Source organism: uncultured Lutibacter sp., from assembly GCF_947495725.1.
In the GTDB taxonomy this organism is placed as follows: Bacteria; Bacteroidota; Bacteroidia; order Flavobacteriales; family Flavobacteriaceae; genus Lutibacter.
In genome coordinates, this window is sequence record NZ_CANLZZ010000004.1 from 473,714 (window position 1) to 490,719 (window position 17,006).

A 17,006-nucleotide genomic window follows, 5' to 3' on the forward strand; every position below is an offset into this window, starting at 1 on the left:
AGCTCTAGATTAAAATTCTAATTGAACACCAGCTCTTACTTGAGAACTAACAGGATAAGTACCTTTATCAATACCTCTTGTACTTAAACCATTGTTTCCTACCTCAGGATCATAACCTGTATAGTCAGTTAATGTAATTAAATTCTGACCTGCAACATAAAATCTTAGTTTAGAAAGATTTATTTTTTCAATTACCTTTTTAGGAAAACTATATCCTACAGTAATATTACGTAACCTAACATATGTTCCATCTTCTAACCAAAAATCATTTCTACCTCTAACATTGTTATGTGTAGATTGACCTCTAAATACTGGAATTTCAGAAGTTGGATTTTGAGGAGACCATTGGTAAACTAAATCTAGCGCATTTCCATTTTGAAAAGCTGCCGCTCTACTACCATTCATTATCTCTCCTCCAAAAGCACCATAAATTTGTGCAGATACATCAAAGTTTTTATAAGAAATAGAAGAATTAAAACCTATTTCAAATTCTGGTGTACCACTACCCATATACTGTTGATCATTTACATCAATAACTCCATCACCTGCATCAGCAACACCATCACCATCAGTATCAACTGTTAATGCATCGATCAATCTCAAATCTCCTAATTTGGCTTGACTAGTAGGGTATTCAGTTAAATAAGCATCTAACTCTTCTTGACTTTGAATAACTCCGTCAGTTTTAATTAAGAAAAATGCACCACCTTCATATCCTTCTGCCAATACAGATACATAATCACGGTCATTTGAAGTACCAGAAATATTACTATTTGTAAAATAAATAATTTTATTTGCCCCAGTCATTTTCGTAACTTTATTTGTATTACGCGTATAGTTTAAACCAGCATTCCATCTTACTTTACCTTTATTACGGTAGTTTAAAGCTAATTCAGTACCATTATTTTCCATATCACCAACATTTAATACAACTGCTGCATCATTACCGTCTCCAGCACCAACAGAAGGTGGTAATGTTACAGGAAATAACATATCTTCTTTATTTGTTTTATAAAAATCTGCGGCAAACGTTAATCTGTTTTTCATGAATGACAAATCAAAACCAATATTTTGTGAAATTGAAGTTTCCCAACTCACTAATTCATTTGCATAAGACTGCTGAATTGCACCTGTTACCAAATTTTGGTCATCACCATTTCCAAATACATAATCGTTCTCTAATACAATAGTAGAAGCGAACGCATAATCTGCAATACCTTGGTTACCTGTTGTACCATAACTTGCTCTAATTTTAAAAGATGAAATTGCATTTTTTAGTGGTTGAAAGAAATTTTCATCACTTACATTCCAACCTGCAGAGAATGATGGGAAAACTCCCCAATAATCATTCTTAAACCTTGAAGAACCATCTCTACGTACACTTGCACTTAGTAAATATTTCCCTTGGTAATTGTATTGTAAACGAGCTAACATACCAATAAGGGTGTTTTCTCTATCTTGTCCCCATTGCCCAGTACCTGAACCTGCTAAAGAATCACCTGTTGCTCCATTTAAAACAGTAATATCATTACTATTAATATCAAATTTTTGAGCGAAAAATGATGTATAACTATATCTTTCAGCCGAATACACACCTACAAAATTTAAATTGTGATCACCAAATGATTTTTGCCAATTTACAATATTTTCCCAAGAAAACCTTTTTGAGTTAGAAGAAAAATTACGAATCTTCGATTGATCTCCTGGTAAAGCTTCACCTTCCCAGTCATATGCAACGAATTGAGGATTAAGAGTTATCCTAGTTGAATTTTCCCAACCAGCAGATATTCTAGAGGTAATCTTTAAGTTTTTATTAAAACTATAAGCTGCACTTAATCTTCCATCAAAATACTGAGTCTCTGAATTATCTTCTTGTAATAATTTTGTACCTAAGTAAGATAAGTTACTAGCTGCACTACCATCTCCTGCATCTTCAATAGACTCTAAGTTATCTTCTAAATCTACTTGTAAAGCTTTATATCTATAAGCATCAGCTAAAATACCCCAAGGTGCATGTTGCTTATCTTCAACTCTAAATGATAAACCACTTGTAATATTCCAATTTCCTTTTTTAAGTTGTGAATTAGATCTTACGTTAAATCTTTCATATCCAGAATTGATAATTGTTCCTTCTTGTCTAAAGAAGTTACCAGAAATATTATATGTTAAACCGGCTTTACCACCTGATAACATTAAACTATAATTTTCAATTGGTGCAGAATCATTTTCAATAAAATCAACAATATTAGTATTGTTTGTTAACTGACTTGGATTTTGCTCTGCACTATGCCAAGTATTTCCGTATACATTTCCATTTACCGCCCAAGATTGTAAGAAGTGAGAATATAATAGGTCTTCTCTATCCATAATTGCAATACCTGAAGTAATGTTTTGAATACCATAATAGCCATTAGCACTAATTTTCATAGTACCTTCTTTACCTTTTTTAGTAGTAACTAAAATTACACCGGCAGCACCACGAGTACCATAAATTGCAGCTGAAGCGGCATCTTTTAATACATCAATACTTTCAATTTCGTTAACACTTAATTTAGGATCTCCTTCAAAAGGAATTCCATCTACAACATATAATGGTTTGTTTGCACCATTAATAGAGGTAAGACCACGAATCATAACGTTTGCTTCAGAACCAGGAGAACCATCACTAGCAACAACTGTTACCCCTGCAATTTGCCCTTGTAAAGCTGAGTTAATATCTGAGGTTGCCGTTTTAGCTAATTCATCAGATTTAATTTGAACAACAGCACCAGTTACTTCTTTTTTAACCTGAGTACCATACCCAATTACTACAACCTCTTCTAAAGCTGCAACATTTGTTTTAAGCACTACATTAATGCTTGTTCTTCCATTAATTTTAATCTCTTGAATGTCAAAACCAATGTAACTATAAATAAGTACATCGCTTGAATTCGCCTTAATCTCGTAGTTACCATCAAAATCAGTAACTGCTCCGTTCGATGTTCCTTTAACAAGAACACTCACACCTGGCAGTGGTTGTCCATCTCCAGTAACTGTACCCTTCACGGTTACAGATTGTGCTTGAATTGTACTAAAGCTAAGAAATAACATAAACGTTACGAAATAAGCTTTGAGTTTCCAATTAACAAGTAAATTGAATTTCATATTATTATTGTTTTAAGTTTGATGCTACAAATTTTAACATTCTTTAACACTTAAAGGGAAACAATCGTCCTAATAAACAAAACTATTGGATGATTTTTTAGCCTCAACAAGCTAATTTACAAGGAAAACACACAAATTAAGTAACTTATCAATTTTTCACAAAAATTATTAAAACTGAAGCCCTTAAAGGGAATACAGGAGTATTTAACTTGAAAATTATTACTATTTTTAACCAATAAACACACTAAAAAAAGCCCATTATGAATATTGAAGAATTTCGAGACTACTGCTTAAGAAAAGCACATGTTACAGAATCTTTTCCGTTCGATCAACACACTTTAGTATTTAAAGTGGACAAAAAAATGTTTGCTTTAACAGGACTGGAAAACAAACCAATCTCGGTTAATTTAAAATGTAATCCTGAAAAATCAATAGAATTACGAGACCTTTATAATGAGGTTACTGCAGGATACCATATGAGTAAGAAACACTGGAATACTATACAAATTGACGGCAATTTGTCTAGTTCGCTAATAAAAGAACTAATTGATCATTCTTATGATTTGGTTGTTAAGGGTCTTTCAAAAAAAAGACAAAAAGAATTAGGATTTATTTAAAACTAAAATTTAATGTTTTTTTCTATAATCGGATGGTGTTATTCCTTTTATAGCTTTAAATTTTCTATTAAAATTAGCTAAATTATTAAATCCTGATTTATATGAAATTTCTGTTATACTTAAATCGTTTTTCTTAGCCAAGAGTTTACAAGCATTTCCAATTCTAATATCAATTAAAAAATTTACAAAAGTTTTATTTGTTCGCTGTTTAAAATATCTACAAAATGCATTTGGTGTCATATTAGCAATATCTGCAACATCTTGTAGGCTTACCTCTTTTTGAAAATTATTCATTGTGTATTGAAAAATATCACTCATACGTTTTCCTTCATCTCCTGCGTACTTCTTTAAATTTATTAAAGATGATAATTTTTGTTTTTCAGATTCTGATATTAATCGAAGAATTTCTAAAAATGATATAAATTGATTGTATTTTGGAAGTAATCCAATACCAGACATTAAATTTGAGAGTTCTGTTTTGTTTGAAAGTACTTTATAGCCTAAATCTGATTTTTCAAAAAACTTTTTAAAATTTTCAAACTCAGGTAAACTAAAAAAAAGTTCTCCAAAAGCATTTTTAGCAAAAAACAAGGTAACCATCTCCGTTTCTTTAACGCAAGAGGCATCTCTTTTAAATACGTGAGGTAAATTTTCTCCAAGCACAAAAATATCTTGCTCTTTAAATGTACCAACACAATCACCTATTATAAAAGTTCCTTCACCTTTTAAAACAACACTAATCTGAATCTCCTTATGTTGGTGTAATTTCTCATAAAAAGATTCGCCCTTGTAATGCTGTAAGTACAGGGTTACATTTTCTGGTTTCGGTATTTTAAATGGTAAAACTTTCATAAATTTATCATCGCAAAATTAATCTAATTTTCAAAATAAATACCACAATAGGATAAAATAATATTAATTACAAACATTTCCTAGTAAAATTGGCTTATAAATTAGAAAACAAAACGCTAATATTGTTTAAATTTGTTCATTCACAAAATAAAGATTCATTAATTAACATTTTTACGTTTATTATCAAAAATCGTACATACATTTTTAATGGAATTAATATTACTAGAAAACTAATATGATAACTGGTAAAAATTACATAGGAAATCTTCGTGCTTCCTCGGGAACAAAAACATTTAAAACATTTAATCCTTTAAAAAATGTAGAAAACAAAACTGTTTTTTTCGAAGCTAGCACTATTGAAATAGAACATGCAATTGATTTAGCTACTAAAGCTTTTGAACAATTTCAATTAACTTCAGGAATAGATAAAAGCATTTTTTTATTTGAAATTGCTAACGAAATAATAAAACTAGATGAAGAGTTAATAGATACCTATTGCTCAGAATCAGGTTTATCAAAAGAAAGAGCTATTGCAGAGCGAGAAAGAACACTATTTCAGTTGCAAACTTTTGCCAAATTAGTAAAAGACGGTAGTTGGGTAGAAGCTTCAATTGACACAGCTAAACCAAGTAGGGTTCCAATTCCTAAAAGTGATATTAGAAAATTGTTAACGCCTATAGGACCAATTGTTGTTTTTGGAGCAAGTAACTTTCCTTTAGCTTATTCAACTGCAGGAGGCGATACTGCATCGGCGCTGGCCGCAGGTTGCCCGGTTATTGTAAAATCGCATCCAATGCATACTGGAACAGGTGAATTAGTAGCTTCTGCAATTATTAATGCTGCCGAAAAAACTGGAATGCCAAATGGTGTGTTTTCAAATTTAAATAGTAGCGGTAATGAAGTTGGCGAATTTTTAGTAAAACATACAGCTATAAAAGCAGTTGGATTTACAGGAAGCTTAAATGGAGGAAGAGCTTTGTATAATTTAGCATCTAAACGAAACGAACCAATTCCTGTATTTGCAGAAATGGGAAGTGTAAACCCCGTGATACTATTTCCAAACGCAGTTGAAAATAATTATAAACACTGGGCTAAAACCTATTCACAATCAATAACTAATGGAGCTGGTCAATTTTGTACAAATCCTGGTTTAATATTTGGAATAAAAAGCGAATCACTTTCTAAATTTATAAATGTATTAATTGAAGAAGTTAAAAAAATAGCTCCAACTTGTATGCTTCACCCAAAAATATTTGAGGCATTTAATAAAAATAAAAATAACGTACTTAAAAACAAGAATGTTGCTGTAAGTTTTGAAAATAAAGGTATTATTTCCGATAATTTTGGAAAACATACAATTGCAACTATTAATGGGAAAGCTTTTTTAAAAAATCCAAATCTACACCAAGAAGTATTTGGTCCTTTTTCTATGATAGTGCAATGTGAAGATTTACACGAACTTGAGAATTGTATATCAAACTTGGAAGGACAACTTACAGGAACTATTTTAGCTAGCAACAACGAACAAGAAAATTACACCAATTTAATTAACTTATTAAAACAACGTGTTGGCCGACTCATTTTTAATGGAGTTCCAACTGGCGTAGAAGTTTGTGACTCAATGGTTCATGGCGGTCCATATCCTGCAACAACAGACAGCCGGTTTACTGCTGTAGGAGCACATTCAATAAAACGTTGGGTACGATCTGTTTGCTATCAAAACTGGCCAAATAATTTGTTACCAAATGAATTAAAAAATGAAAATCCATTAAATATTTTAAGAATTATTGATGGAGAATATTCGAAAAAGTCAATTCAATAATTATGAAATATGTATACTTAATTTTAGGAATAACACTGTTAATTTCTTGCAATAACAGTAACGAAACGTGTGAATCTGCTAAAACAGAATTGGATATTATTATTAAATCTGTTGAAAACCATAAAGGTTATGACTCAGAAGCCTATCCTTTAGGCTTATTCACAGAAGATTATTATAAATCCGAAGCCGAATTTGCAAAACAACAACTCGATTATTTTGGATGTATAAAAATTGATGACTTACCTGAAACTGATAAAATTTCAGCAGAATTATTGAAATTTCAATTACAAGAAACAATTGATTTCTACACTTATGAAGCCTATCTGAACCCGTTACTATCCGATTCTGGATTTCACACTGATTTACCACATAAAGTGCGCGACTATGTTACCTACAAACAATATGTACATTATCTAAAAATGTTAAACGCATTTCCTTCTTTTGTTGAACAGCATATTGTTTTAATGCAAAAAGGATTAGAAAAAGGTATATCACAGCCAAAAATAATATTTAATAATTTTGAAGACACTTATAATAGACATTTGGTTAAAAACTTTAAAGACAGCTATTACTATACTCCTTTCGAGAATTTACCTACAATATTAACAACACATCAAAAAGACTCAATTTTAAAAGCCGCAAAGGTTACCATTGAAAATAATGTAATTCCACAATATAAAATAATTAAAGATTTTTTCGAAAATGAATATTTTAAGAAAACAAGAGAAAATGGAGGTGTCTCTAATCAAACTAATGGACTAGAATATTATCAAAACCGAGTAAAATATTACACAACCCTAAATTTAACTGCGGAAGAAGTTCACAAAATAGGATTGAAAGAAGTTGATAGAATAAAAGCTGAAATGCAACTAATTATTAACGACCTTAATTTTAAAGGCAGTTTCGATGATTTTTTATTGTTTTTAAGAACCGATAAACAATTTTATGCAACTTCAGGAGAAGAATTACTAAAAGAAGCACGTGATATTGCTAAAAGAATTGATGCACAGCTTCCAAAATTTTTCAAAACACTACCCCGAAAACCGTATGGAGTAGCCCCTGTGCCAGCAGCAATTGCTCCAAAATACACTGCAGGAAGATATAGTGGCTCTAATTCCAGCACAGAACCCGGTTATTATTGGGTTAACACATACAACTTAAAAAGTAGACCATTATATATATTACCGGCTTTAACATTACATGAAGCTGTCCCCGGACATCATTTACAAATAAGTTTAACCAAAGAATTAGGTGAGCATATTCCTCAATTTCGACGTAATTATTATCTTTCTGCTTATGGTGAAGGCTGGGGCTTATATTCCGAATTTTTAGGAAATGAAATGCAAATTTACACAACTCCTTATGAAAACTTTGGTAAATTAACTTACGAAATGTGGCGCGCTTGCAGATTGGTTGTAGATACTGGAATTCATTCTAAAAACTGGACAAGAGAGCAAGCTGTTGATTACTTAAAATCGAACACGGCATTATCTTTGCACGAAGTAAACACCGAAATTGATCGGTATATATCGTGGCCAGGACAGGCGCTTTCTTATAAAATTGGTGAATTAAAAATACGTGAATTACGAAAAAAAGCTGAAGCTATTTTAGGACCTAAATTTGATATTCGTGAATTTCATGAAGTTATTTTAGAAGAAGGAACAGTAACATTGACAATTTTAGAGAATAGAATTAATAATTATATTGAAAACAACAAATAACAACTATGAAATATTTGAAACCCCTTATTGTTTTTATAAGTTTAAGTTTCTCAATAATTGGCTGCAGAATTCAGTTAGAACCAGTTGAAATTCTCACTTTTCGTCAAAACATTGAAAAACTTTTCCCAAATGCTGAAATATCCGAAATGGAACTTACCGACCATTTCACAAAGGCTTATCAAATTGTTTTAGAACAACCATTAGATCATAAAAACCCAACTATTGGTACGTTTAAACAATATGTATACTTATCGCATATTGACGAATCTAGTCCAACGGTAATTGTTACAGAAGGTTATAACGCCGTTCCTAGAACTTATGAGATGAGCAGAATTTTAAAAGGAAACCAGGTACAAGTTGAGTACAGGTTTTATGGAAAGTCGCGCCCAGACACTATTCCTTGGAAATATTTAAAAAATGATCAGGCTATTGAAGATTACCACAAAATTGTAACCAAACTTAAAAAAATATACACAGGAAAGTGGGTTTCAACTGGAATTAGCAAAGGCGGAGAAACCGTTTTAATTTATAAATCCAAATATCCTTGGGATGTTGAAGTTGCTGTACCTTATGTTGCACCACTAATTAATACTCAAGAGGACCCAAAAACACAAAAACACATCAATACTATTGGAAGTGAAGATTGTAGAACTAAAATAACAAATTTTCAGCGATACGTTTTAAAAAACAGAGATTCAGTTTTATTTGAAATCTCTAATTATGCCAATTCCGAAGAAATGAAATTTACCGAATTGTCAATAGAAGAAGCTTTAGAATATGCTGTTTTAGAATTCCCTTTTTCATTTTGGCAATGGGGCGGAAAATGTGATGACATTCCTACCGAAAATGCAACTGCTAAAGAATTGTTTAATTATATAAATACTATTGTTGGGATTGGATTTTATAACGATAAAACGTTTTACAATTTATTGCCTTCTTATTATCAACATTTAACAGAATTGGGCTATTATGGTTTTGATACAACACCTGTAAAAGATTTATTAAAAATTGTTCATAAACCTACTAACGCACGTTTTGCGCCCAAAAATGTTGATTTAACATATAATCCATCTTATATAAATGAAGTGCGAGATTTTGTTGAAAACAAAGGAAAAAATATATTATATATTTACGGTGAATATGATACCTGGGGTGCTTGTGCCCCAAAACCAAAACCTCATGTTGATGCTTTAAAAATGGTGCTAAAAAAAGGTTCTCACAAAACCAGAATAAAGAGTTTTTCAAAAGAAGATCAACAACTTATTTATAACAAATTACAAAATTGGCTAGGATATAGTGTAACTATTTATCCACTTGAAGATTAATTTTAAAAATACACACTACTATGAACAAAGAAATAAAACAAAGAATTATTTCGGTTTGTAATAATAAAATTGCAAAAAAAGGAACAAATGTTGGCGTTTCATTTTATGCTTTTTTTGCTAATAAAAATGACAATCCTAAATTATTAATGGAGGTTGCTGAATGGTGGATTATGACAAACAAACTTAACCATTTTGAAAAAGCTATTAAAATTAAAAAAATGATTGAAGAATTAAATTAATTACAATAGTTATTTAATTATGTTTTGTTGACTTTTATGAAAAGCATCTGCTTGCAATTGTAAAATTTCTCGTGCTTTTTGTTTTTTATAATTGTACAACTCCTCTTCATCGGAAAGATCGTTGTAAATAGCTTCGTTTAAAGCATAATCTGTATTTAAAACTTTTTCTCGTTGATTTTCTTTTTGAGAAACCCAAGTTTTTACAGCATCTTCTATATCCTGTAATTTATAATCGTATTCACCTTTTAGTGAAATTAATTTAGCCAAAATTGGAGAAGTTTCAATTGCTAAAAACAATAAAAAAATAAAAAACGAAGGAAGCCAAGGTAATTTATTTAGAGCATTTACACGCGCCATTAACCCATCAAAACCATCAATTATTGGTTGAGTTGCAATAACCTGTTCATTTTGTTGAATTGTAAGCGCTTTAAGTTGATTTTCCTTTTCAAGTATTTTTAATCTATTATCCGTTTTTAATTGCTGTAATTCGGTCAAAGCAGCATCGTGCTTTTCACGTTTTTCTTTATAAACAGGGCCTTTTCCTAAAATTTTTGTACCCGCCGTTCCTTCAGCTTCCGAAATATAGGTATCGTATAATTTGTTTGTTTCTGCCTCTGTTTTCTCAATTTCTTGTTTTAATTGTGTTATTTCATTTTCAATTAAGGTTATTCTAGGGGTAAATTGATTGGCAATTTGATCTTTATTTTGAAGTGTTAGTTCGTTTTTTTGAGTTAATAACACCTGATTTATCTCTTTTTCGAATATTTTTAACTCAAGTGGTTTTGAAATTACAACGGCAATAATAATAGCCAAAAGAATTCTTGGAGTAGCTTGTAAAAACTCTTTCTTTTTGCTATCTCCTTTTTTTATGGTAGAAACAATAAAACGATCTAAATTAAAAATTAATAATCCCCAAATTAGTCCAAAAATAATTGCTGAATAATAATTATCAAAAACGGTAAACAAGGCATAACTAGAGGCTATAAATGCCATAACGGCCGTAAAAAATACAGTACCGCCTATTCCTGCATATTTAATTTGTTCAGCTTTAGAGCTATCTTGTAAAATATTGGTATCGGCTCCTGAGCACATCCAAAAAAATTGTTTTAACATAACATAGTAGTTGGTTATACAAATAACGAAAGGACTTCCAAAATATTATAATAAAGAAATGTTAAAATGCATATGGTAACATTATAATGTCGTTTTATGCACACTTATTGCGTTAGGGATGGTAATGAAAAGCCCGCAGCATAAGCGAGGACTTGTAATGTACAGCCCGACCTAAAAGGGAACGCCCAAAAAATTGCGATTGCTATTTAATAGCCTTACTTTTGCGTTTTTAAAAATTTAATGAAATGAGTTTATCGAAAGAGTTAAATGCCAGAAGTGGTGGTAAATGTGAATTGTGTGGTTCAACTGAAAATTTAAACGATTTTGAGGTTGCACCATCTAAAGAAAATATTGCAGCTTGTAGTATTTGTATAGATCAAATTGAAAATTCAGACAACATGGATGCAAATCATTGGCGTTGTTTAAATGATAGTATGTGGAGTGAAGTTGCGGCAGTGCAGGTTGTAGCTTGGAGAATGTTAACTCGATTACGCGCAGAAGGTTGGCCTCAAGATTTGTTGGATATGCTATATTTGGAAGAAGAAACTTTAGAATTGGCAAAAGCTTTGGGCGATGGTGTAGAAGAAGATGAAAATGCTGTGGTACATAGAGATGTTAATGGTGTAATTTTACAAGCAGGAGATTCTGTAGTGCTAATTAAAGATTTAAAAGTTAAAGGATCGAGTATGATTGCTAAACAAGGAACCGCTGTAAGAAGAATAAGTTTGGACCGCGATAACGAAAAATACATTGAAGGAAAAGTTGGACCAACTCAAATTGTAATTATTACTGATTACGTTAAGAAAATATAAACTCGCATTATAGTTTTTAACTATAATTTTGAGCTTCATAAGAATGAATACTTATAATTAATTAAGTATTCATTTTTTTTTGTTATATTTATTATAGAAAAAATGCAACTAAATTACTGGTATTTAGCTTTTTTTGCATTAAAAATATTGTAAACAATTTATTCGTTGTTCTAATTTCAATATTTTATATTGAAATGTAAACATATAATTTACAAACCTAAATTCTTCTTATTATGAAAAAAGCCTTTCCTGTTTTATTAGTGTTATTAATGAGTTTCTCATTTATAAATGCGCAAGATGTTACTACTCATATGTACAGAAAAGTTGCGCCAGAAAATTTAGCTGAATATTTAGATAAAGAAGTTAATTTTTGGAGTAAATTTTCCCAAAGTGAAATTGATAAAGGAAATTTAAAATTTTGGGCTGTTTTACAAAGAGTGGGTAGTGAAAATTTACGTGACGAACCAAATATTTTATTAATTACACAAATTAATGACATAAACAAACCTGTAAATTGGAAAAGTATTCAACAATTATTTCCACAGGAAAAATTAAAAGATTTAATGATGGAAGATCTTTTTATAAATACCGACGAATTTTACCTTCGAGATTTAGGAAATGATATAGTTGGTCCAAATATTAATCCTGAAAAAGATTATAAATATGTTCGCATAAATTACCACAACATGAAAGATGTTTGGTGGCACTTAAATTTTGAAGCACAAAAAGTTAAACCATTTTTTGAAGAAGCTATGAAAAATGGAAAAACTAGAATTAAAGGATGGGGAAATTCTTTAATATTAACTCCTAAATCTGATAATTTTAAATATAAAACTGAATCTCACGATTATTTTTCAACATTTAGAGACGCCTTAGGGCCAAATGATTTTGTAGATTTAGATTTCCCAGAAGGCTTTTTTAAAGATTGGCAAAATAATTATGTAGGAGAAAGAAATGTTCGTATTTATAAAATTATTGCACTTAAAAGAGCTAAATAATCTTAATTATATTAATAAAGAACAAGGCTTGCGCAATCGCAAGCCTTGTTCTTTTTTTAATCTTCTGTTTGTAACTCACCGTCATTATTAGCTATTCCATTTTCATTTCTAATTTGTTTTACATACTTACTCGGAATTACCCCAAATTGTTTCTTAAAACATTTAGAAAAATAGGAAGCCGTATTAAAACCTGTCATAAACATAATTTCTTTTACAGACAAATTACTTTTCTCTAACAATTGCATAGCTCTCTTAAGTCTAATATTTCTTATAAATTCACCGGTTGACAAACCTGTTAATTCCTTAATTTTTAAATAAAAAGTACTTCTACTTAAAGCCATTTCTTTAACTAAAATTTCAACACTAAAGTCACTATCCATCATATGCTTTTCAACAATTTCAATAGAATCTTGTAAAAATTTCTCATCTGACGAAGTTACGGTTACCTCATTAGGTTGCAATGTAATTTCTCTATTAAACTTTTTACGTAATTCTCCCCTATATTTTAAAATGTTTTTAATTTTTAACTTAACTACTTCCATATCGAAAGGCTTTCTTATATAAGCATCTGCACCTGTTTTAAGCCCTTCTATTTCCCATTCTTGAGATGTTTTGGCTGTTAACATTACAACAGGTATATGACTTGTTTCTTGCGTTGTTTTTAATTTGTCGCAAAATTCAATACCATCCATAACGGGCATTAAAATATCGGTTACAACTACATTTGGCATTAACTTACAGGCCAATTCAAACCCTCTTAATCCATTTTCTGCTTCATATACATCAAATTCATTTTTTAGGCCTTTTTTAAGAAATGATCTTATATCTGCATTATCATCAATAACTAATACAATTGGTAATTTAGATCTCTTTTTTATAATATTTTCATCAACTATATCATCAATTACTCCACTAATATGAGTTTGGGCATTGGTTTGGGTTATAAAAGTTTTACTTTCTTCTTCTGTTGAAAAACTAACTCCTTTAACATTTTTGTAATATTTCATGTCCTTTGGAAGCCAAAATACAAAATTTGATCCTCCGCCCTTTTCGTCACTAAGTACCTTTATTCCACCTCTATGTAATTCAATTAATTTCTTTGTAAAATTTAAACCAATTCCGGCTCCTTCCGAATTCAATTTTCGAAAATCACGATCTACATAAAAGCGTTCAAAAATTATTTTAATTCTGTGTTTTGGAATTCCAGGTCCTGAATCTTTTACTTGAATAAAAACATAATCTGATTTATTTTCAATTTTTTCTTTACCCTTTGTGGAAACATAATCTTTTCCTTCGCAAATATTTACTTCAATATTGCCTTGATCTGGTGTAAATTTAAATGCATTAGAAAGTAAATTATTCATTATTTTTTCAACAGCATCAGGATCAAACCAACTTAAAATTGAACTTTCCTTTGTTTTAATTTGAAAATCGATATTTTTTTTATGACTTAAAAACTGGAAGGGCTCACCAACTAAATTTATAAACTTAACAATATCGCTATTACCAACTTTTAAATCCATAACACCTTTATCCATTTTTCTAAAGTCTAAAAGTTGATTTACCAATCTTAACAAATAATTGGTGTTTTTATCCATTAATTCAAGTTGCTCCTTAACCTCTGGTTTAATTACCTCCGAATCCATTTTATTTAAATAATCAAGAGGACCTTTTATTAATGTAAGTGGTGTTCTAAACTCATGTGAAATATTGGTGAAAAATTCTAGTTTTAATCGTTGCACTTGTTCGTAATTTTCACGTTCCATGTGCTCAAGTTCTAATTGATGTTTTTTAGTAGATCTAATAATAGTAAACCTTCTAAATAAAATTAACCCTCCAAAAAACAGTAAAATGTAAATAAGATTTGCTAAATCTGTTCTCCAAAAAGGAGGTATTATATTAATTTCTAATTCTACCGGTGTTTCGTCCCAATACCCATCATTATTAGAGGATTTTACCTTAAGAGTATACTTTCCTGGCTCAAGGTTTGTATAGGTTGCATACCGTTTATTTGAAGTTGTGAATATCCAATCATTATTAAAACCTTCTAATTTATATGCGTAATGATTTTTTGATGGAGCTGAATAATGCAGCGCTGCAAATTCAAAAGAAAAACTGTTTTCTGTATACTTAAAATCTATAGTTTTAGTAATATCTACTGGTTTTTCTAGTACAACTCTTCCCTCAAACTCTTCGCCTACTTCCACTTTTTTATTAAAAATTAGCAAATTGGTTAAGACTGTTTCAGGCATTTCTTTATTATCCTTAATATTCTCTGGAAAAAAAATGTTAAATCCATAAACTCCAGCAAAAACCATTTCTCCATTGCGCTTTTTTAAACAAGCTAACTCACTAAATTCATTGCTTTGTAAACCATCATTTACGTCGTAATTACTTATTTCAAAACTCTCTGGATTAAATTTGGATAACCCTCCATTTGAAGACAACCATAAATTTCCATTTTCATCTTCTAATATTCCCTTAATAACATTGTTGGGAAACCCATTTGACTCTGAATAAGTTATAAAATGTTCGTTTTCTCCATCTTTAGCAGGAATATACTTATTTAACCCTCCTCCTAAAGTACCAACCCATAATTCGCCCTTTGAGCTCTCAAAAAGTGTTAAAACATAATTATGACTTAAACTATTGATATTTCCTACTTCATTTTTGTAGGTAATAAACTTTGGGTTTCTTTTAATTGATTCTTCACTTGTTAGTTTACATAATCCATTTCCAGTTGCAAACCAAATATCTCCATTTGAAGTTTGCAAAATATCTCTAATAATATTGTTTGAAATACTGGTAACATTATTTTCATTATGAAAAAGAATGTCTTTTTTATATTCATTATTATCACTTTTTAACCATCTATACAAACCTCCATTATAAGTTCCAATCCATAAATTAGAATCCTTATCTTCAAGAATTGAGAAAACACTTCTACTTATACTTTCATCAATTGAATAATCTAATTTTTTATAATTTCCTTCTGAAGAAATATCAATTGTATATAAACCACCATAATTTGCAGCACCTACTAATAATTGCTTCTTATTGTTACGTACAACTTCTATAATTTCAATAGGGCTTATTCCTTTTAAATTGTTACTCTTAAAATTATTATAGGATCCATCATTGTTTTCTTTAGTTACATAACTTAAACCTCCTTCTTCAGTTCCAAACCACATTGTTCCATTACTATCTTCGAAAACTGATTTTACAAAACTTGAATTTAAACTGTTTGGATTACTTGTTTTACTAAAATACTTAAACCGCTTTTTATTTGGATCTAATTTATTTACACCTCCACCATTTGATCCAATCCAAACAATTCCTGTTCTATCAACAAATAGTGATTTTACACTACTTTTACTTAAACTATATTCAGGATTATTTGAATCATATGTAAAATGCTCTAATTCCTTTAGATTTTTCGTGTTTTCATCTGTTTCAAACAAATGCAACCCATTAAGAGTCCCTGTCCAAACTTGATTTTTAAAAGTTACAATTTTATTATATACACCAGATTTTATAAGTTTTCTTGAAACAACTCCATTATTTTGATGCACCAAAAACAGCCCACCTGTAGTACCTAATATTAAATTTCCATAAATATCCTCTCCAATAGAACGAACAGCCACTCTATTATTTGAGTATATATTGAAATAAGCATTAGCACTTTCAAAAATAAAACCGCCTTTTTTATCTTTAATTATTTTGCTAATCCCATTTGTTTCACATACCCATAATTGGCCATTTGTATCTTCAAAAAACGAAGTAAACCCTACTAGAAGAAACTCATACGGGTAATCATCTGAAATGTTAACATGTTCAACTTTAATATTTTCTATTGGATTGTTTAAATCGATTACATCGATGCCTTTTAGTGTTGCAATCCATAACCTATTACTACTGTCTATATAAATAGCATTAATATGGTTGCTACTTAAGCTATTTTCATCATTTTCGTCATATTCAAAATGCAAAAATTTATTGGTTAACCTATTATAAAAATTTAAGCCATTTCCTGTGGTTCCTATCCACAAATTATCATCTTTATCTCCAATAATTGTATAGACTAAATTACTATTAATACTCTCCGGATCATTTGGATTCGGTTTAAACACCTCAAATTCATATCCATTATATTTATTTAATCCATCATGTGTACCAAACCACATAAATCCTTTACTATCTTGGTAAATACTATTAACATCGTTTTGAGATAAACCATCCTCTGTTAATAAATGTTCAACTCTAACAGAATTTTGGGCGTATAAACTTGGCATTATTAAAAAAATGAGAATGCCTGAAATGAAAAACGAAGTAGTGATTTTTTTTGTTTTATTCATAATGCAAA

At 30.1% G+C, this 17,006-nt stretch carries 11 protein-coding genes; 7 read left to right on the forward strand and 4 right to left on the reverse strand.

The window, feature by feature from the left end; translation table 11 throughout:
- Positions 1-9: 9 nt before the first annotated feature.
- Entirely contained in the window at positions 10-3,144 is a 3,135-nt protein-coding gene (locus tag Q0776_RS11665; protein ID WP_298368372.1) for a TonB-dependent receptor, read from the reverse strand.
- Between the two features lie 260 nt (positions 3,145-3,404).
- Here Q0776_RS11665 and Q0776_RS11670 point away from each other — a divergent pair, with 260 nt between their 5' ends.
- Entirely contained in the window at positions 3,405-3,761 is a 357-nt protein-coding gene (locus Q0776_RS11670; RefSeq protein ID WP_298368374.1) for an MmcQ/YjbR family DNA-binding protein, read from the forward strand.
- A gap of 9 nt (positions 3,762-3,770) precedes the next feature.
- On the opposite strand, the gene Q0776_RS11675 is transcribed toward Q0776_RS11670, so the two are convergent.
- The gene (locus Q0776_RS11675) at positions 3,771-4,613 is read right to left on the reverse strand and encodes a helix-turn-helix transcriptional regulator (protein WP_298368376.1); all 843 of its coding nucleotides are present in this window, start codon (positions 4,611-4,613) and stop codon (positions 3,771-3,773) included.
- A gap of 235 nt (positions 4,614-4,848) precedes the next feature.
- Here Q0776_RS11675 and Q0776_RS11680 point away from each other — a divergent pair, with 235 nt between their 5' ends.
- Genes Q0776_RS11680 through Q0776_RS11695 form a run of 4 tightly spaced genes read left to right on the forward strand, consistent with a single transcriptional unit; the run spans position 4,849 to position 9,720 of the window.
- On the forward strand, positions 4,849-6,435 hold the full coding sequence (locus Q0776_RS11680) for an aldehyde dehydrogenase (NADP(+)) (RefSeq protein ID WP_298368379.1): 1,587 nt from the start codon (positions 4,849-4,851) through the stop codon (positions 6,433-6,435).
- Positions 6,436-6,437: 2 nt separating this feature from the next.
- Positions 6,438-8,156 (forward strand): DUF885 domain-containing protein, encoded by a 1,719-nt coding sequence (locus Q0776_RS11685; RefSeq protein WP_298368381.1) that lies wholly within the window; start codon positions 6,438-6,440, stop codon positions 8,154-8,156.
- Positions 8,157-8,161: 5 nt separating this feature from the next.
- Positions 8,162-9,481 (forward strand): S28 family serine protease, encoded by a 1,320-nt coding sequence (locus Q0776_RS11690; protein WP_298368384.1) that lies wholly within the window; start codon positions 8,162-8,164, stop codon positions 9,479-9,481.
- 20 nt (positions 9,482-9,501) lie between these two features.
- Positions 9,502-9,720, forward strand: coding sequence for a DUF6500 family protein (locus Q0776_RS11695; protein WP_298368386.1), 219 nt, complete (start codon positions 9,502-9,504; stop codon positions 9,718-9,720).
- A gap of 9 nt (positions 9,721-9,729) precedes the next feature.
- Here Q0776_RS11695 and Q0776_RS11700 read toward each other — a convergent pair whose 3' ends face one another.
- Positions 9,730-10,833 carry a DUF4407 domain-containing protein gene (locus Q0776_RS11700; RefSeq protein WP_298368389.1) on the reverse strand — a complete coding sequence of 368 codons (1,104 nt, stop codon included), beginning with the start codon at positions 10,831-10,833 and terminating at the stop codon, positions 9,730-9,732.
- A gap of 245 nt (positions 10,834-11,078) precedes the next feature.
- Between Q0776_RS11700 and Q0776_RS11705 the strand changes: the two genes are divergently transcribed.
- Complete coding sequence (locus Q0776_RS11705; protein WP_298368392.1) at positions 11,079-11,645, forward strand: alkylphosphonate utilization protein; 567 nt, start codon at positions 11,079-11,081, stop codon at positions 11,643-11,645.
- Positions 11,646-11,878: 233 nt separating this feature from the next.
- Positions 11,879-12,643, forward strand: a complete 765-nt coding sequence (locus tag Q0776_RS11710; RefSeq protein ID WP_298368394.1) for a hypothetical protein — start codon at positions 11,879-11,881, stop codon at positions 12,641-12,643.
- A gap of 56 nt (positions 12,644-12,699) precedes the next feature.
- On the opposite strand, the gene Q0776_RS11715 is transcribed toward Q0776_RS11710, so the two are convergent.
- Entirely contained in the window at positions 12,700-16,998 is a 4,299-nt protein-coding gene (locus Q0776_RS11715) for a hybrid sensor histidine kinase/response regulator transcription factor (RefSeq protein ID WP_298368396.1), read from the reverse strand.
- Positions 16,999-17,006: the final 8 nt, after the last annotated feature.